The sequence below is a fragment of the Agrobacterium sp. CG674 genome (assembly GCF_053521645.1).
In genome coordinates this window covers 92,538-109,878 of the sequence record NZ_JBNWDZ010000007.1, presented here as the reverse complement: position 1 = coordinate 109,878, position 17,341 = coordinate 92,538, and the positions used below count along the sequence as shown (strand labels likewise).

Genomic DNA, 17,341 nt, shown 5'->3' with positions numbered 1-17,341 from the left:
TCTCATAAAAAAACTGGGAGCATAAAAATGACATTCAAAATCGAAAGACGCGACCTTTTAAAAGTATCGGGAGCGCTGGCTGTAGGCCTGGCCGCACCCTCCATCCTGCGTGCACAGACGCCAACCGTAAAGGTCGGCGTTATCGAGCCACTGACCGGCAATCTTGCCTATAACGGTACGCAAAGTGCGGCCGGAGCAAAGTTCGCCGCAGAAGCGATCAATGCAACTGGCGGCATCAAGAGCATGGGCGGCGCCAAGATCGAACTCGTGGTGGTCGACGCACAAAGCCGCCCGGAAGCGGCCGCTTCAGCCGTCGATACGCTTATTCAGGCCGATGCCTGTGCTTTCACCGGCGCGACAGCATCTGCGCTTGGCCTCGCGTCCTCTCAGGCTGCGGCAAAATACAATCTTGCTCAGGTCTTCTCCATCGGCACAGCCGAAACCGTTGTCCAGCGCGGCCTGCCCAACGTTTTCCGCTTCACGCCGGGCGTCAACAAATGCACCAGCGTCGCGCTGGAAAACCTGAAGCTTCTCAATGAAGGAACAGGCAACACGGTCAAGACCGCAGCCATTGTTCATGAAGACGGGCCTTTCGGCTCCAACATGGCAAAAATCCTTGCCGAGCAGCTCCCTAAGCAGGGGATTGAGGTTGTCGAGACCATCTCGCATCCAACGCCCCAGCGCGACTTTTCCAACATCGCGCTGCGTGTGAAAGCATCGAAGGCCGATATCCTCATTCCGTCCAACTACATCAATGAATACACCCTGATGGCACGTGCACTGAACCAGCAGCGTGTGGAGTTGAAAGCAATCTATTCCATCCTGGGCGGTGCCGCATCCAACATCAAATTCGTACGCGAAAACAATGCAGTCGCGCAATATGTGATGGACTGCAATCATTGGTACGATCCGTCCAAGGATCTGTCCAAAGCGCTTGCCGCCAGCGTTGCCGCTGCAAAGCTAGACATGACCTATGACGTTATGGTGTCCTATGCGACGATACAGGTCATCGCGGATGCGCTGGAGCGCAGCGGCTCTGCAGATCGTCAGAAGATGATCGAAGCCTTGTCGGCCTCCACCTTCGACCAGTCGATCATGCCCTATGGACCGACGAAGTTCGTCAATGGCGACAATGTCAATTCACGGCCTGTGAACACCCAGATCCGTGGAGAAAAGATCGAACTGGTCTTCCCCAAAGAATACGCCACCGCAGAAGCGGTCTTCCCGATCCCTGCCAAGAACTGACACGGTCTCGCCCCCATGACCCCATGGTCATGGGGGCGCTCTTCAAACGACAGAGAGGCGAGCCCTGATGTCAAGTCTGATCTTACCTGCCGTGTTGAGCGGCCTGATGATGGGAGCCATCTATGCGCTTGTGGCGCTAGGACTGACCCTCATCTACGGCGTGCTCCACATCATCAACTTTGCGCATGGCAGCCTGTTGATGCTGGCGCTCTACGCCGTCTATTTTCTGTATTTTTATTTGGGGGCTGATCCGTATCTGGCCATTCCCCTCGTTCTTCCGGCCTTCTTCGCGCTCGGCTACGTCTTGCAGCGTTTTCTGATTGCGCCGATGAGCAGCGGCTCGGAACAGAACGTGCTTCTCATTACCCTTGCGGTATCGATGATTATTGACAATCTGGCACTCTACTTCTGGACATCGAATACGCGCACGGCAGATATTGCCTATGCCTATGACACTGTCGAAGTGCTGGGTGCCTATCTGCCGCTTGGTCGCGTCATCGCGTTTGGTGCAGCCCTTGCCGTCGCGCCTCTGCTCTGGTGCTTCATGGCCTATACCCGCACGGGCTCAGCCATTCGCGCCGTTGCCATCGAAAAGCGCGGGGCCGAACTGGTGGGGATCGATGTCAACCACACCTATGCCGTCTGTTTCGGCATCGGAACCGCTTGTGTAGCGCTTGCCGCCTGCCTGTTGTTGCCAACCTTCTACATCACCCCGCAGGTCGGCTACACCTTCGTGCTGGTCGCCTTCACCACGGTAGTGTTGGGCGGAATGGGCAGTCTTCTGGGTGCCTTGGTCGCCGGTCTGCTGCTCGGTGTCATCGAGTCGATGTGCGGCCTGTTCCTTGGCGAAAGCCTCGGACAGATCGGCATCTTTCTCGCCTTCATCCTCATCCTTCTCTTCAAACCGTCAGGGCTTCTTGGGAGGGCAAAGACATGAGACCTCAATCCATTGGGCAGATTGCCCTTATTTCTGCTGCTCTTGCCTATCTCTTCGGGGTCTATTTTGCGTCGTCGCCAGTCTGGATGGGCTTTACCATAAACGCGCTGATCGTGGCGGTCGTCGCCCTTTCCTGGAACATCACGGGTGGTTTCGGCGGCCTTTCGTCCTTCGGTCATGCAGCACTTTACGGAACCGGGGCCTATGCGTCGGCCATCCTTCAGGTCCAATACGGTGTTAACGCCTGGGTTGGCTTCGGTGCCGGCATTCTGGCCGGTGCCGTCATGGGTGCCTTCATCGGCGCTCTTGCGTTTCGGTATGGCCTGAAGGGTTCCTATTTCGCGCTTGTTACTTTGGCCTTTGCCGAAGTGCTGCGGATCTGTGCATCGTCCTTTGATTTCACGGGGGGCGGCAGCGGACTGCAGTTGAAGCTGGACCCCGGCGTTGCCAACCTGCAGTTTAACGACCGCGCCATTGGCTACACCGCTCTTCTGGTCGTGGTTGCATTGGTCATGGCGCTGACGGCGCTCATCAAATATTCCCGCTTCGGTGCCTATCTCATTGCGGTCAGGGAAAATGAAGACGCGGCACGAGCACTGGGTATCGACACCTACAAGATCAAAGTGCAGGCAATGGCGATATCAGGTGCCTTCGGTGGTCTGGCCGGTGTGCTTTACCTCCAGCTTTGGCTCTTCATCGACAGCAGCGTGGTCTATGGCAGCGCCGTTTCCATCGAAGCGCTGATCGGCCCCATCATCGGCGGTGCCGGAACCATCTGGGGTCCGCTTCTTGGCACACTCGGTCTGCATCTTCTTGGCGAAGGTGCGAAACACCTGCTGCCCAATGCGCCCGGCCTGAACTTCGTACTTTACGCGATTGTGCTGATCTGCGCCCTGCGCTTCCTGCCAAACGGTCTTGTCGGCCTTGCTGGCAAGCTCGGCACCTTCAAGAAGAAGGAAGACGACAATGCTTGAGGTTCGTAATCTTTCCAAAAGCTTCGGCGGCTTGAAAGCCGTCACAGACGCCTCGCTCGATGTGCCCGAGGGCTCAATCGTTGGCCTACTGGGACCGAACGGTGCGGGCAAGACGACCTGCTTCACCATGATTGCTGGTTTTACGAAGGCGGATGAAGGAACTGTTCGCTTTCAGGGCAAGGACATTGTCGGCCTTGCCCCACACAGCATCTGCGCGCTGGGCATGATCCGGACGTTCCAGATCGTCCAGCCCTTTGCGGGGCTCACGGTCCAGGAGAACATCGCGGTGGGAGCCTATCTTCACCACCACGATCGGCGCGAAGCCATGGCCGTGGCGCGAGATGTCGGCAAGCGGCTGGGCATGGGCGCGATGCTGGATCGGCCCGCCTCTTCGCTCACCATTGCAGGACGCAAGCGACTGGAGCTTGCGCGCGCGCTGGCAACGGGTGCGAAGCTGCTGCTGCTCGATGAGGTCATGGCCGGGCTTATCCCGTCCGAGATTACCGAGATCGTCGGAATCATTAGAAAGATCCGCGAGGAGGGGCATACGTTCCTGATGATCGAGCACGTCATGCAGGCAGTCATGCAGCTTGCCGAAACGGCTTATGTGCTGAACCAGGGCAAGATGATTGCCCACGGAACACCGCGTGAACTCGTCAAGGACCCATCCGTGGTGGAAGCCTATCTCGGCCACGGTGCGGCCGCTCGCCTGCAGGAGGAAAACCATGCTTGAGATTTCCGGTATCCGCGCAGGCTATGGCTCTATGAGCGTCCTTCAAGGCATCGACATGAGCGTCAACAATGGTGAGATTGTCGCTCTCCTTGGATCGAACGGTGTGGGCAAGACCACGCTCAACAATGTCATTTCCGGCTTCATCAAGCCCAGCGACGGGTCGATCTCCTTCAAGGGCGTGACCATCACCGGCAAGAATGCACGCGATATCGTCGCGCTCGGCATTGCCCATGTGCCCGAGGGGCGAAAGGTTTTCCCAAACCTCTCGGTGGGCGAAAATCTCAAACTCGGCGCGTTTCGCCGTGCGAGCAAAAACACCAAGCAGAACTTCGAGAAGATCTGTGAAATCTTCCCGAGATTGCGCGAAAGAATGAACCAGTTGGCCGGCACACTATCTGGCGGCGAACAGCAGATGCTGGCGATTGGTCGCGGGATGATGTCGGAGCCGGAACTGCTCATTCTGGATGAGCCGTCTCTCGGCCTTTCCCCCATCATGGTGGAGGAGATGTTTGGACTGATCACCAAGATCAATGCAGATGGCGTGGCCGTGCTGCTGGTCGAGCAAAACGTCATGCAGTCATTGAGTGTCGCCAAGCGCGCCTATGTCATCGAGCAGGGCCGCTTCGTCATGCAGGGAGAAGCCGCAACCCTGCTGGCCGATCCGCAACTGCGCCAGGCCTATCTCGGAATGTGAAAAGTCGCCCCGGAGAACATGCGCCGGGGCGCAACCAATTTACGGAGAATGGAGAATATAATGTCCCTAACACGTACCCAACGTCTGCGGCAGTTGCTCGCAGGCGAACGAGCCCTCATGGCTCCCGGTGTCGTTGATGCCATGTACGCCCGCCTTGTCACGGAAGCCGGTTTCGACGCCATGTATATGACGGGCGCTGGCACCTCTGCCACCCGGCTTGGCTATCCCGATGTTGGCCTTTTGACCATGACCGAGATGGTTGATAATGCCACACGCATTGCCGATGCCTCCGATATCCCCCTGATTGCTGATGCCGATAATGGCTTTGGTGGCCCGCTCAATGTGCGGCGTGCCATCCAGCTTTACGAGCGCGGTGGTGTGGCAGCTGTTCATCTTGAAGATCAGGTGCTGCCGAAGCGCTGCGGGCACCTCGCGGGCAAACAGATTGTTCCAGTCGAAGATATGGTGGCGAAGGTCAAGGCGGCAGTCGATGCCCGTGTTGACGAGAATTTCGTCGTCATTGCCCGCACGGATGCGCTGGCACTGCATGGCAGAAACGCCGCATTCGACCGTGCAGAAATGTACCGTGAGGCCGGCGCCGACGTCATCTTCATCGAAAGTCCCGGCCCGGATGACTTGGCCTATATCGCACCGCGCTTTCCCGGCATTCCGCTGCTCTACAACATGGCAACCTCTGGCAAGACGCCTTTCCTGACCCGCACGGAAATCGAAGCGTTGGGCTTCAAGCTTATCATCTACCCCAACTGGCTGCTGCTTTCGGCCTGCGAAGCGGCGCGCAAGACGCTTCAGGTTCTGAAGACCGAAGAGACCATCGCGTCTGTCGCGCCCAACGTGATGAATTTCAAGGAATTCTTCGACATGGCGCGCATGCCTGAAATTCAGGAGCTGGAAGCGCGCTACGGCACACCGGATGCAAACCGCACAACCTATTGAGCAGGAGATTTGAGCCATGGCAGTGCTACAAGCCGAAGGCGTGACGTTCGATTTTGAAGTGCCTGTCGTGGTCGTCGGGGCAGGGGCCTGCGGTCTGGTTGCAGCCCTTGCCGCTCATGATGCGGGGCAGGAGGTCATGGTGCTGGAGCGAGATGAAAGCCCCACGGGCTCAACTTCGCTCTCTGCCGGTCTAATTCCCGCACCCTGCACAAGGTTGCAGAAAGAAGCTGGCATCGAAGACAGTCCAGAACTTTTCGCTCAAGACCTCGTCGCCAAGACCCATGACCATACGCCGCACGACATGGCGCTGGTAGCAGCGAAGACCGCAGGGCCGATGATCGACTGGTTGATGGACACGCATAAGGTGGAGTTCGAACTGGTCACGGGCTTCATGTATCCCGGCCACTCGCGTCTTCGTATGCATGGCCCGAAAAGTCGGACCGGCGCTGATCTGGAGCAATCGCTTCTCGCAGCGGTGTCCAGTGCCAATATCGATCTTGTCACCGAAGCGTCGGTTGAAGACCTTTATGTGGATAGCGCCGGTCGCGTCACTGGTGTTCGCTTCCGCAGGCCTGATGGCGCGCTGGAAATGCTTGGCTGCAAGGCGCTTGTTCTGGCTTCCTGCGGTTTTGCGGGTGATGTCGCGCTGGTGCAGACATACATCCCGGAGATCGCTGAAGCCGAATGTTGCGGCCACCTCTCCAACACCGGAGACGCCGTAAAGTGGGGGCTGGAGATCGGCGCTGCCGTGGCCGATATGGCAGCCTATCAGGGCCATGGGTCCGTCGCTCACCCGCACGCATTGCCGTTGACATGGGCTGTCATTACCAAAGGCGGCATTCTTTTGAATGTGGAGGGACACCGCTTTTCCAATGAGATGCGCGGTTATTCCGAACACGCCGCTGAAGTCGCCGCCCAGCCCGACAACATTGCCTGGGACATCTATGATGCCAAGGGTGAAGAGGCGGCAATCGGCTTTTACGACTACCGCGAGATTCGCAAGCTGGGCGCCGTCAAAACCGCAAACAGTTTGGAGGAACTTGCTTCGGTAACGGGTCTTCCGCTTCCCGCCATCCGCGAAGAGTTCGAAGTCATCGAAACGTCCGCACGGTCCGGAGAGCCAGACCGTTTTGGTCGCAGCTTTACGCAGGATCAGGTGCTGGTTGCGCCTTACTACGCGGTAAAGGTCAACGGCGCGCTGTTCCACACTCAAGGTGGCCTGGTCATCGACGCCGAGGCCCGTGTGCTGCGCGAAGATGGAACGGCCTTGCCAAACCTGCTTGCGGGAGGCGGTGCTGCGCGCGGCGTCTCAGGCGATTCCAACTACGGCTATCTTTCCGGCAATGGTCTTTTGACTGCGACCAGCTTTGGCCGCTTGGCTGGCATCACGGCCGCCCGCATTGCCACTGAAAGCTGAAGAACCAGAGGAGGACGTCATGAAGAAGGTTATGGTCATCGTACCGTTTCCCATGGGCAAAGACGATATCGCACGCCGACAAGCGCAGATGAAGGCCGTGGATCTCGGTCCCGGCATTGAGTTTCACTATCGCTCCGTGCGGGTTGGGCCCAAGAATTATTCCAGCCAGCACGACATGGCGCTTGCCGACTTCTCTATCCTCGATGCCGGGCTTGATGCTGAGAAGGAAGGCTTTGATGCCGTCTGCATCGACACAATGTCCGATAGCGGCATGTCGATGCTACGCTCCGTCCTGACCATACCCGTCATCGCGCCGGGGCGTCATTCCATGCTGCTTGCACAGATGCTGGGCGAAAAGTTCTCGATCCTGATGATGTGGGACCGCTGGAAAATGCTCTACACCAAGACGCTGGGTGAGCTGGGCATGGAGCATAAATGCGCCTCGATGCGTTCGATTGGTGTGACGCCAGATAATAAGAGCCTGCTTTCCGGCAAGGAAGACGAGGTATTTCCACTTCTGCTAGACGCTGCGGAAAGATGCGTTGAGGAAGATGGCGCGCAGGTTCTGATCCTTGGATCAACGACAATGCATGAAGCCCATTCCTGGCTCGCCGCTCGCATTGCCGTTCCCGTCATCAACCCCGGCCCACTGACTTACAAACTGGCGTCTATTGCGCTCGATCTGAACCTCACCCACAGCAAGGCGACATGGCCCACGCCGCTTTCGCCCAAGCATGACATGATCCGTGCCATCGGCGCTGCCGGTGCGGCCTATCTGGAGGGCAGCCAATGACCCGCATTCTCGTCATCGTTCCCTTCGCGCTGGACGCCGAGGGCGTGCGCAATCGTGAAGCGCAGTCGCACTACGTGCCGTTGCCTGCGGATTGGGAACTGACCTATCGCCCCGTCACCTGCGGCCCGACGTCTTTCATGTCGCCGCATGACTGGGGCCTGATGGACCTCGCCATTTTCGAGGCAGGATGCAACGCGCAAGACGAGGGGTTTGATGCTGTCTGCATCGATACCATGTCTGACAGCGGCATGGTCATGCTCCGCTCGGTGCTCTCCATTCCCGTCATCGGCGCAGGCAAGGCATCGATGCTCTATGCGCTTACACTCGGTGGCAAGTTCTCGGTACTCGCGCAATGGGCACCCGCGCTGCCGAGATACCGCAAGGCCATCCGAGAATATGGTTTCGACCGGCAATGCGCCTCGGTGCGCAGTTTCGATCAGCCACCGGATTTTTCAAACCTGCTGGGCGGCAAAGAAGATAGCGTGTTCCCCCGCATGCGCGATGTCGCGATGCGCTGCATCGAAGAGGATGGCGCGGAAGTCATCTGCCTGGGTTCAACCACTATGCACCAGGCAGGCGAATATCTCGCCGCGAACCTGCCGGTACCCGTCGTCAATCCTGGTCCGCTCACTTACAAACTGGTCGAGACGTTTTTAGCCCTTGGTCTAACCCACGGCAGAGATGTCTATCCGCCCCCGGTTGAGCCAAGACTGGATATGCTTCACGCCATGATGAAGGCGGGAGCAGAGGCCGAGCGTAAGGTGAAAGAGTGAGAATGCCGCAAAGCGCTGAGACTGGGACGCAACAGCGATGGTCTGATAACTTAAACGAAATGGCCTCCGGCAAGCCCGGTTCCGTTCACGAGACTCCCGTTATCGAGTGCTCGCTGTGTTGAAATTATCGATGCCCGGGTATCCACTTCCATACAGTGCTGCGACGCCATAGATTATCGTGGCCCACATGATGGTGGAGATCGACAACACCGTGACAAAAGCCTTTGCTCGTGTGGACATGATACCTCCAATTGCTCATTCTTGTTGATAAGCGGAAACAACCTAAAAATGGGTAAAGTTGTTTCCGAACCGACATGAAGCATCAGATGAGTCTACCGAAGAAGGCGGATGGGCTTCCTTTTCTTGTAGAAGTCTAATGTAATGGTTTATGGCATGCTGCCGGGTTTTTTGACGCCGAGTTAAGATGTCACGCTCCGCCCTCAGCTGGGCCACTTGTCTCTGAAGCCTGTCGATCCCAATCTCTGCGCGGCCTTCATTTTTCAGTGCCCAGAAAAAGCCTGCATAGGGCAGAGCCGTATCCTTTGACCCATTTGCGCAGCGCATTTTCATGAACATCAAGATCGCAGGCAGCCCGCGCAAAGCTGACCCTCAGTCTTGTCCCGTCACCGCCGCAATATGTGGCGGACAACTGGACACACATACATGCGAGGTTAAATCGCTCCATGAAATCCGTCGCATATCTTCCCAAAGCCTTAAGACGAATCTGTCAACTATTGTGTATGCGTATCGCGGCGGTTCAAACACTGCTTTCAACAAGGCGCACGGTGAGGCAATAAGCGGTCATCCATGATTAAGAAGTTCTGGAGTTTTTTCCGAAGATCGAATGCTAATTCGTTCGTCGTACCCGCGCGTCGGCGCCTTGATCTCGGAGATAGTGATCCTGTTTACCCCATCTATGTCATAGGTGATATCCATGGCTGCATGGACCTGCTTGAGGCAGGGGAAGAAAAGATCATCAACGATATCAGAAATACTGGCCGTAAGGGGTTGGTTGTTACACTTGGTGACTACGTTGACCGAGGAAGAAAATCTTCGGCAGTAATTTCCCATCTATCATCGCCAGACGTTAAGCCGTTTCGGCGTATCGCACTTTGCGGTAACCATGATCAGGCGTTCCTCTATGCGATTGAGCATCCGGAAACCATTGAAGAATGGCTTCGCTTTGGCGGCAAGGAAACCCTGCTGTCCTACGGCATAGATATCGATCATATGCGTCAGCGCCGGCAGCACATGCCCCAAATGATTGGTAGGCTTTTGCGGGAGGCTGTGCCCGATGAGCACATTAATTTTTTGCGGAATCTGCCTGTGAGCCTGAAAATCGGGCGGTACTTTTTCGTCCATGCAGGCATTCGTCCAGGCATCGCACTTGAAGACCAGAGCGACGAAGACCTAATGTGGATTCGGGAGCCATTCCTATCGAAGGGTTCTGGGCTGCCATTGACAGTCATTCATGGCCACACTCCGAGCCCAGCGCCGTTCATGTCACCAAGTCGAATTGGGATCGATACCCAAGCTTATTCAACCGGTAATCTGACCATCCTTAAAATCGACGGCCAGAACGTGTGTTTGTTGTGATTAACACATATCGATATTGGAATTACTCGCCTTGGGCGTCAGGTTTTTCTGCGTTCTGAGTAGCGTTAATGATAAATCAATTATATCATTGAATGCGTAGAGCATAAGCTTCATACGTCCGAGGTCTTATAACGGTAAAGATACCTGGATATGAATAAGAAACCTGTGAAGATGGATCTGCTTGGTCCAGCCTCTGCTTTAGCCGTTTTCACTGTTCTGACCAATGTGCTTCTGCTCGTCATGCCGCTTTACATGACCCAGGTCTACGATCGTATTCTGCCGACACACAGTGTGGAAACGCTGGTTTATCTCAGTATCATGGCTGGCGCAGCGCTTGGTCTTTTCGGTCTTATCGAAACGGTTCGGCAGACGCTGGCCCGGAAGCTTGCTGCACGGTACGAGTTGACTGTCCTGCCATATTTAATCAGCGGTTCAGATAGTTGGGTCTCCGCTATTGATCCGCAACTGGCAAGCAAAGTTGGAGCGGTCAAGCGCTTCGTGGCTTCAAGCGCCTACATCAATCTCTATGACTTGCCATTTGCTCCATTGTTTCTGCTCTTGATGTTTCTCGTCCACCCGCTGCTGGGCGCTCTCACGGCTGGAGGCATGGTTCTGCTTGCATTGGTCACTCTGATGAACGAGTGGCTTTCCCGTCGGGCGTCGGCTGCAGCATCGGCGCAGCAATCCATTGCGGCACGATACGCTGAGGAAGCGCTTGGTGCGCATGAAGATTTGAGGGCCATGGGAATGGGGCCAGCAATGGTAACCCGCTGGATGGGCAGCGCGCTTTACGCTGCAGATGCTACAGACCGTGCAGGCGCGGTGCAGGCTAGATTTTATGGCTTATCTCGCTTTATCCGCCAAACTCTACAAATGGCCACACTTGGTTTTGGCGCCTGGCTAGTTATCCGCGGTAATATGTCTCCAGGTCTTATCTTTGCATCTTCCATCGTCTCAGCACGCGCCCTGATGCCAATCGAGCAACTTGTATGGGCGTCAAAGGTTATTTCGGAAGCTCGCAAGGCCAAGCGCGACATTGACACGGTCATCAATCAGGTTGGCGCGACAACAGATGCTCGAGTCGATCTGCCCTCACCGACCGGGCATGTATCAGCGCGCAATGTCAAACTGGCCCTCGGAGCAGGGGCCGACGCCCCGCTCATTGTGAACGATGTTTCCATTGATTTCGCTCCAGGTCAGATCAGCGTTATCGTCGGCCCTTCCGGCTCAGGAAAATCGACACTTTTGCGGTTGCTGTGCGGCGCAGGACTTCCAACTGGTGGTGAAATCAGGTTGGACGGGTTCCGGCTTTCGGAGTGGCCTACCAAAGCTCGAGGGCAAGCATTTGGATACATGGCTCAGCAGACCACGTTGTTCGAAGGAAGCGTAGCGCAAAACATAGCTCGCTTTGATTTGGCAGCCAGCGATAGTTCCATTGTAGAGGCTGCGCGCCGTGCTCAAGCCCATGAATTCATCTCCACGCTTCCGCAAGGTTACAACACCCGCATCGGGTCGCGCGGCGTCAGGCTTTCTGGTGGCCAGGCCCAGCGAATTGCATTGGCTCGCGCTTTACATACGCAACCCGCGGTTCTGGTGCTGGATGAGCCGAACTCTAATCTGGACAGTGCGGGTGAAGACGCACTGATTCAGGTTCTGGTAAGGGAAAGGGCTGCTGGGCGTACGATCATCGCGGTCACACATCGCTCAAGCCTACTTGCCATAGCCAATACGGTTTACCTGATGGAAAAGGGCAAGGTCCGCCTCGCAAACTCGCCAGTCATTGCGCGTGGTCAGATGCTAACGGTTTCCGCCACCACAAGTGGCGGAGCGCAAGCAGGAACGTAACATGGACCAAAGAGATCTCATCAAAATCCGGCACCGTGTAACGTCCATCAATGGTACAATGTTGATTGGCGCGTTGATGACGGCAATCTTTCTTGGCGGCTTTGCTGCATGGGCGTTCACTGTTCCACTTTCTGGTGCAATCATAGCCCGGGGCTCCGTTATCACAGATGGCAATGTTCAGGTCGTAAGGCACGAGCGCGGCGGTGTTCTTGCCAGTCTGTCCGTTCGTGAGGGAGAACAAGTCAAGCAGGGCGACGTTATAGCAGTCCTTTCGCGTGCAGAAGATGAGGCTGCGGTAAAGGAACTGGAAACGCGAAAGGTGGGCTTGCGTCTGAAACAGGCTCGACTGGATGCGGAAATGCGTCAGGAGCAGAGGCTCGATCTGGACATCAAATCCTTGATGGACGCTGAGCCTACAATCAATCCAGCAGAGATTGCGCAGTTGCTGGAGGATCAAACACGGGAGTTCACCACCAGACGGACGCAGTTAAACGATATGCTGGAGATATTCCAGTCGCAGCGGCGGGCGTTGACGGGTCAGCTAACTGGCTTGTCAGGTGAGCTTGAATCCCTTCGTAAGCAGCGGGAAAGCATGGCAACGGACATTGCTCTCAGGCAACAAGCCATTCGTAACGGCCTTGGCCGTGAAAGCCTGCTGCGTGAAATTGAGCGCCAGTCCGATTCATTGTCCGGCAATGTCTTTAAGACAGAAGCGGCAATTGAGGCGATCAATCACCAGATTAGTGAAACTGATAACCGCATGGCAGCAGAGCGCTCGGTTTTCTATCAGAAGATCAGCGATGAAATGTCAAAAACCCGCTCCGACTATCTGGAAATCAGCGAGGGCCTCAAGGGCAAACTGGATGCGACTGCTCGCATAGAAATTCGTTCGCCAGTGACCGGCGTTGTCAACAAATTGCATGTCAATACAATCGGAAGTGCGGTTGAGCCATTCAGTCCGCTCTTCGAAATCGTTCCAGTGGACCAGCCCTTGCTCATTGAGGCCAAGCTTGATCCTTCCGATGTTGACGATGTTTATCTTCGCCAGAACGCACGTGTCGTGATTTCTGCATTCAACCGGCATCTTTACGATCAGATTTCTGCGCATATTACCTTTGTCGGTGCCGATGTACGTCAGGATCGTGCCGATTTGCCGCCTTACTATACGATACGGTTGGCAGTGGATGATGGGGAACGGGCCAAGATTCCTGAAATTGTGCCAGGAATGCCAAGTGAAGTGTTTTTGGCCACTCATCAAAGGACGTTTTTTGAGTATCTAGCCGAGCCCTTCGTGCAAAGCTTCCGCAGGGCCTTCCGGCAGTAAAAAAATCAGTGCAGAGGCATATCCGATAAATCATAATTGAGACACGTGACGGGAAACTTGTTATCAGGACACGATGCTGATCGTAGTGGAGAAGCTAGAATACTGTACCTCCGGTCTGATTACTTATTCTGAATGATAAAAAAGATACTCTTGAGAAAGCCAGTTGGATTTCGAGAGCCTAACCATTGAGGGCGACCGTGGTGAATGAAATGCCGACGTTTCAGCAAAGGCCTGCTTTCAACGACAACACAGATGTCGAGGGTGACGGGGTGATCGATCTCGAACGGTTGTTCAAGGCCGTGATGAGACAGCGGATCATTGTCGCGGCAGTAGCCGCTTTTATGATGGTTGTTTCGGGCATATACGCAATTACAGCCGTCCCCATGTTTACGGCCACTTCCAGTGTCATGATCGACAAGGGACGGAGTATGGTTCTTCAGCAACTCACCGACCTTGGGGGCAGTTCTGATGATGAAACAACCGTTCTTAGCCAGATTGAAGTCTTTCGCTCACAAGCAGTTGGCTACGAGGTGGTCGATCGGCTGAAACTCGTCGATAATGCCGAATTCATGGCTGAAGACCGTTCGGTGATCGACGTGCTGAAAAGCGGGTTAGGGGGCATTTTTGGCGCGGATGAGACAGAAGACTCGCCGGATGCGGATCAGCTTCGGGATTCAGCACTTTCCCGGCTACAGGCAGGCATGGATGTAGAGCGCGTTGGGCAGACATACATCATCAACATTTCCTACACGTCGCCCTCGTCCGAACTTTCCGCAAAAATTGCGACAGGTATAGCGGAAGCCTATCTGAGGGATTCGCTGAACTCCAAATATGAGGCGACCCGCCGTGCAAGCAAGTGGCTGCAGGAACGCATAGCCGAATTGGAGCAAAAAGCCCTACAATCTGATCTCGCGGTTGAGCGCTTCCGGGCATCAAATGGCTTGCTCAGCACGGGCAATGGTCTCGTCACGGACCAGAACCTGGCGCAGATAAACAGTGCTTTGGGCACTGCGCAGTCCCAAGCTGCCACAGCGAGGGCACGTTACGAGGAGATCACGAAAAACATCGAAGCAAACGACGTCGATGCGGTGGTCAAGGAAGTTCTGGACAGCCCGATAGCCAATAATCTCCGCGAACAATATTTGCTGTCTGCAAAAAGCGAGGCGGAAATTTCGGCTCGACTTGGCCCAAACCATGAGCAGGCAGTTCGACACCGCCGAAACATGGCGGAATACAAGGCGCTTCTTTTTGGTGAACTTGGTCGTATCGCGCAAAGTTATAACAACGAAGCGCAGGTGGCCGACGGACGCGTACGAAGCCTGCTGGCCAGTCTTGCAACATCGAGCTCGCAAAGCGCCGTCGCAGATCAAAGTCAAGTGGAACTCCGTGAACTGCAGCGCGAAGCGGAGACATATCGTAACCTCTACCAATCATTCCTGCAGCGTTACCAGCAAGCTATCCAGCAGCAGTCATTTTCAGCGACCGGCGCTCGCATTATTTCGCGCGCTGCCCCTCCGTTGATTCCGTCTTCTCCGAAATTGATGCTGAGCATTGTCGGAGGCCTCCTTCTTGGCGGTATTCTCGGCGGCGCGATAGGCGCATTGCGTGAATTTCAAGAGCGCTTCTATCGGACAGGCGATGGTCTCAGAGAGGACTTGGGTAAAGAGTTCCTCGGCATGCTGCCGTTGGTTGATGATCGCGATAATACCGCTCTGCCAGTGGTTTCTGAACAAGCGACGGAACGAAGCGTTCGTGCAGGAAGCCTGACGTCTCGATATTCGCTCAGCAATCCATTGTCCTCGTTTGCAGAGACACTGAGAAGCGCAAAAATTGCCGTCGACTTCAGCACGAGCCCAAATGCAAACCGCATAGTAGGCATCGCTTCCACATTGCCAGATGAAGGAAAATCCACTGTTGCCGTCAATTTCGCACGTCTTCTGGCGAGCCAGGGTCATCAGTGCGTGTTGATAGATGCAGACCTTCGGAGCCCGGGAGCAACGCGGATGATTGCTCCACATGCCAAGGCCGGTTTGGTTGAAGTACTTCTGGGCGAGGTATCTGTGGAAGATGCGTTGATGACAGATCCCCTGAGCGGCATGAAGTTTATGCCAACGGTCCTGCGCGAGCGACTTCCATTTTCTGCCGAACTTCTGGTTTCGCCAGCAATGCGCGGTGTATTTGCCAATCTTCTTGTCAAATATGAATATATCGTGCTCGATCTTCCGCCTGTTGGTGCAGTGGTGGATGCCAGAGCGCTCTCATCCACAATCGATAGCTTTGTCTATGTCGTTGAATGGGGCAGAACAGCGCGACGTGCTGTTAGGAATGCATTTCAGAACGAAGAACAGATCTCTCGTAAATGTGCAGGCGTTATTTTGAGCAAGGTCGACCAGAAAAAAATGCGCCTTTACAGCTTACACGGGGATACGGAATACTACGCTTCCCGTTATTCGAGTTACTACGAGGAGGCCAGTTGATGACTATGCCTATCTTCTTTCTTAAGAATTCATTAAGCAATATTGTTTAATATTCGGTAACCATCCGGAGGTTATCGATGCGACACTTGGGGTTGACCCTGGCGCCTGTTCTGCTGCTGGCACTGATGCTGATGACCGGCTGCTCTCAGACGACCTCACAGGCGTCGTGTCCGGCTCCAGACAGGACGTGCGCTAGTGCCGTTCCAGCTCAAAATCGAGATCCGGCGAACCTTGGGCCTCTTTCTCAATCGGCCGGGAACACCGCCGAGGTTCGAGCATCTCGTGCACGTCAGGGAGCGGCAAGCAGTGAAATTGAATCAGCCAAAGCGATGTCACGTCCGAGCGTCTCTCTCGAAGCAAATTACAAACTGACGCCATTACAAAACGGAACACGTAATCTGAGCGGAAACGAGCAGAGTACGGCGCTTGTCATGGACATCCCGATTTATCAAGGTGGCAGGGACACCGCCGCATTAGCGCTCGCTTACTCGAACTATCGTGCGTCCAGCGCAACGACCGCGACTACATTTCTCTCAGTTTCGGTAGCCATATTATCGTCTGACCTTGAACTTCGTCGCCAGGATCGCACGAAGGCTATTCTGACGCAGCACGGCAAGGCTTTAACGCAATTGCGCCGCGCCGTTGCTTCGGAGCAGACCGAAGGATCCGCAACACGCGTGGATATTACAGATGTAGACCGGCAATTACTTCAGATCGAACTGAACCAACGCCAATCCAGTTTGCAGCGGCTTGAGGCAGAACGGACCTTGGTAAGGCTGCGCGCGCCGACTTCGATTGAAGCCAGCATGATGTTGGCAAAGCTGGAGTCCCGTTTCCCAAAAGCGATAGCGGAACTGCAATCGCTTGCGGCCGCGAACAACCCTCGTATTGCTGCAAGGCAAGCCGAGATAGAGGTAGCATATGCTCGTCTCAGTCAGGCCGATGCAGCTTATAAGCCGCGCCTCGGTCTTCGACTTTCTGCGGGTTTGGAACGTGAAAACTACGGCCAATCGGACAATTCCACGGATGCCAGTGCAACCTTAAACTTCTCGATGCCTCTCTATACCGGAGGTGCACGAGAGGCGTCCCTTCGCAGCCGCGAAAAGGAAATTGAGGCGGCTACTTTCGATAAACACGCTATTTTACAAGATGTCGGAACCACACTGACCGCTTCCATGCAACGTCTCGAGACCGCTCGTGCGATACTTGCGCTTGCGCAAAAGCAAGAAAATGGTGCGCGAATGAGATCGGTCGGCGTGAAAACCGAGAGAGAACTGGGTGAGCGGAGCGTTTTTGACGAAATCCGTGCCATTTCTGATATTGCGGACGCGCAACTAGCGGTGAATAATGCACGTTATGAGGCAGACATGGCGCGTCTGACCATCGCTGCGGAATGCGGCCTCCTGAATGACGATTCTATCGGCACAGCCGTTCAAATTTCCGGGCTCTGATTGGGAGCTTGTGGATTTATTTGAGATTGCGGTCCTCTCCGTCTGCATCAGCCCGTGTGTTTGTGAATACAGCTAGACACGTCAAGCTTGCTGAAAACCCTTTTAAAATCGGAGCGCGCACGATGCCC

At 55.2% G+C, this 17,341-nt stretch carries 15 protein-coding genes; 14 read left to right on the top strand and 1 reads right to left on the bottom strand.

The features are described 5' to 3' along the window. The first annotated feature begins 27 nt into the window (after window positions 1–27). From ACQZ51_RS18240 to ACQZ51_RS18200, 9 genes are all read left to right on the top strand, one after another. The gene (locus ACQZ51_RS18240) at window positions 28–1,245 is read left to right on the top strand and encodes an ABC transporter substrate-binding protein (protein ID WP_448779386.1); all 1,218 of its coding nucleotides are present in this window, start codon (window positions 28–30) and stop codon (window positions 1,243–1,245) included. 67 nt (window positions 1,246–1,312) lie between these two features. Further along, window positions 1,313–2,182 carry a branched-chain amino acid ABC transporter permease gene (locus ACQZ51_RS18235; RefSeq protein WP_448779384.1) on the top strand — a complete coding sequence of 290 codons (870 nt, stop codon included), beginning with the start codon at window positions 1,313–1,315 and terminating at the stop codon, window positions 2,180–2,182. After that, window positions 2,179–3,156, top strand: a complete 978-nt coding sequence (locus tag ACQZ51_RS18230; RefSeq protein WP_448779382.1) for a branched-chain amino acid ABC transporter permease — start codon at window positions 2,179–2,181, stop codon at window positions 3,154–3,156. The genes ACQZ51_RS18235 and ACQZ51_RS18230 overlap by 4 nt, the downstream gene beginning before the upstream one ends. Next, complete coding sequence (locus ACQZ51_RS18225; RefSeq protein WP_448779380.1) at window positions 3,149–3,889, top strand: ABC transporter ATP-binding protein; 741 nt, start codon at window positions 3,149–3,151, stop codon at window positions 3,887–3,889. The genes ACQZ51_RS18230 and ACQZ51_RS18225 overlap by 8 nt, the downstream gene beginning before the upstream one ends. Then, window positions 3,882–4,583 carry an ABC transporter ATP-binding protein gene (locus ACQZ51_RS18220; RefSeq protein WP_448779379.1) on the top strand — a complete coding sequence of 234 codons (702 nt, stop codon included), beginning with the start codon at window positions 3,882–3,884 and terminating at the stop codon, window positions 4,581–4,583. Before ACQZ51_RS18225 ends, ACQZ51_RS18220 begins: the two co-directional genes overlap by 8 nt. A gap of 60 nt (window positions 4,584–4,643) precedes the next feature. Next, window positions 4,644–5,537 (top strand): isocitrate lyase/PEP mutase family protein, encoded by an 894-nt coding sequence (locus ACQZ51_RS18215; protein ID WP_448779378.1) that lies wholly within the window; start codon window positions 4,644–4,646, stop codon window positions 5,535–5,537. Window positions 5,538–5,553: 16 nt separating this feature from the next. Continuing rightward, window positions 5,554–6,954, top strand: coding sequence for an FAD-dependent oxidoreductase (locus ACQZ51_RS18210; RefSeq protein ID WP_448779376.1), 1,401 nt, complete (start codon window positions 5,554–5,556; stop codon window positions 6,952–6,954). 19 nt (window positions 6,955–6,973) lie between these two features. Then, entirely contained in the window at window positions 6,974–7,747 is a 774-nt protein-coding gene (locus ACQZ51_RS18205; RefSeq protein WP_448779374.1) for an aspartate/glutamate racemase family protein, read from the top strand. Continuing rightward, a complete protein-coding gene (locus ACQZ51_RS18200) occupies window positions 7,744–8,520 on the top strand; it encodes an aspartate/glutamate racemase family protein (protein WP_448779372.1) in 777 nt (258 codons plus the stop codon). The genes ACQZ51_RS18205 and ACQZ51_RS18200 overlap by 4 nt, the downstream gene beginning before the upstream one ends. A gap of 99 nt (window positions 8,521–8,619) precedes the next feature. On the opposite strand, the gene ACQZ51_RS18195 is transcribed toward ACQZ51_RS18200, so the two are convergent. Continuing rightward, a complete protein-coding gene (locus ACQZ51_RS18195) occupies window positions 8,620–8,760 on the bottom strand; it encodes a hypothetical protein (RefSeq protein WP_448779371.1) in 141 nt (46 codons plus the stop codon). A gap of 567 nt (window positions 8,761–9,327) precedes the next feature. Here ACQZ51_RS18195 and ACQZ51_RS18190 point away from each other — a divergent pair. The 5 genes from ACQZ51_RS18190 to ACQZ51_RS18170 all read left to right on the top strand — a co-directional run bounded on the left by ACQZ51_RS18190 (window position 9,328) and on the right by ACQZ51_RS18170 (window position 17,213). Continuing rightward, window positions 9,328–10,116: a metallophosphoesterase family protein gene (locus tag ACQZ51_RS18190; RefSeq protein ID WP_448779370.1), complete on the top strand. Its 789-nt coding sequence runs from the start codon at window positions 9,328–9,330 to the stop codon at window positions 10,114–10,116. A gap of 150 nt (window positions 10,117–10,266) precedes the next feature. Further along, complete coding sequence (locus tag ACQZ51_RS18185; protein WP_448779368.1) at window positions 10,267–11,961, top strand: type I secretion system permease/ATPase; 1,695 nt, start codon at window positions 10,267–10,269, stop codon at window positions 11,959–11,961. Between the two features lies 1 nt (window position 11,962). Next, window positions 11,963–13,285: an HlyD family type I secretion periplasmic adaptor subunit gene (locus ACQZ51_RS18180; RefSeq protein ID WP_448779367.1), complete on the top strand. Its 1,323-nt coding sequence runs from the start codon at window positions 11,963–11,965 to the stop codon at window positions 13,283–13,285. A 209-nt stretch (window positions 13,286–13,494) separates the two neighbouring features. Further along, a complete protein-coding gene (locus ACQZ51_RS18175) occupies window positions 13,495–15,762 on the top strand; it encodes a polysaccharide biosynthesis tyrosine autokinase (RefSeq protein ID WP_448779365.1) in 2,268 nt (755 codons plus the stop codon). A gap of 77 nt (window positions 15,763–15,839) precedes the next feature. Beyond that, window positions 15,840–17,213, top strand: a complete 1,374-nt coding sequence (locus ACQZ51_RS18170) for a TolC family protein (RefSeq protein WP_448779363.1) — start codon at window positions 15,840–15,842, stop codon at window positions 17,211–17,213. The last annotated feature ends 128 nt before the right edge of the window (window positions 17,214–17,341 follow it).

Bases quoted from the DNA above. Each gene is read 5' to 3' on its own strand.
- ACQZ51_RS18195 (WP_448779371.1), bottom strand. From the start codon at position 8,760: ATGTCCACACGAGCAAAGGCTTTTGTCACGGTGTTGTCGATCTCCACC.
- ACQZ51_RS18220 (WP_448779379.1), top strand. From the start codon at position 3,882: ATGCTTGAGATTTCCGGTATCCGCGCAGGCTATGGCTCTATGAGCGTC.
- ACQZ51_RS18215 (WP_448779378.1), top strand. From the start codon at position 4,644: ATGTCCCTAACACGTACCCAACGTCTGCGGCAGTTGCTCGCAGGCGAA.
- ACQZ51_RS18225 (WP_448779380.1), top strand. From the start codon at position 3,149: ATGCTTGAGGTTCGTAATCTTTCCAAAAGCTTCGGCGGCTTGAAAGCC.
- ACQZ51_RS18230 (WP_448779382.1), top strand. From the start codon at position 2,179: ATGAGACCTCAATCCATTGGGCAGATTGCCCTTATTTCTGCTGCTCTT.
- ACQZ51_RS18205 (WP_448779374.1), top strand. From the start codon at position 6,974: ATGAAGAAGGTTATGGTCATCGTACCGTTTCCCATGGGCAAAGACGAT.
- ACQZ51_RS18190 (WP_448779370.1), top strand. From the start codon at position 9,328: ATGATTAAGAAGTTCTGGAGTTTTTTCCGAAGATCGAATGCTAATTCG.
- ACQZ51_RS18210 (WP_448779376.1), top strand. From the start codon at position 5,554: ATGGCAGTGCTACAAGCCGAAGGCGTGACGTTCGATTTTGAAGTGCCT.
- ACQZ51_RS18200 (WP_448779372.1), top strand. From the start codon at position 7,744: ATGACCCGCATTCTCGTCATCGTTCCCTTCGCGCTGGACGCCGAGGGC.
- ACQZ51_RS18180 (WP_448779367.1), top strand. From the start codon at position 11,963: ATGGACCAAAGAGATCTCATCAAAATCCGGCACCGTGTAACGTCCATC.
- ACQZ51_RS18240 (WP_448779386.1), top strand. From the start codon at position 28: ATGACATTCAAAATCGAAAGACGCGACCTTTTAAAAGTATCGGGAGCG.
- ACQZ51_RS18185 (WP_448779368.1), top strand. From the start codon at position 10,267: ATGAATAAGAAACCTGTGAAGATGGATCTGCTTGGTCCAGCCTCTGCT.
- ACQZ51_RS18175 (WP_448779365.1), top strand. From the start codon at position 13,495: ATGCCGACGTTTCAGCAAAGGCCTGCTTTCAACGACAACACAGATGTC.
- ACQZ51_RS18235 (WP_448779384.1), top strand. From the start codon at position 1,313: ATGTCAAGTCTGATCTTACCTGCCGTGTTGAGCGGCCTGATGATGGGA.
- ACQZ51_RS18170 (WP_448779363.1), top strand. From the start codon at position 15,840: ATGCGACACTTGGGGTTGACCCTGGCGCCTGTTCTGCTGCTGGCACTG.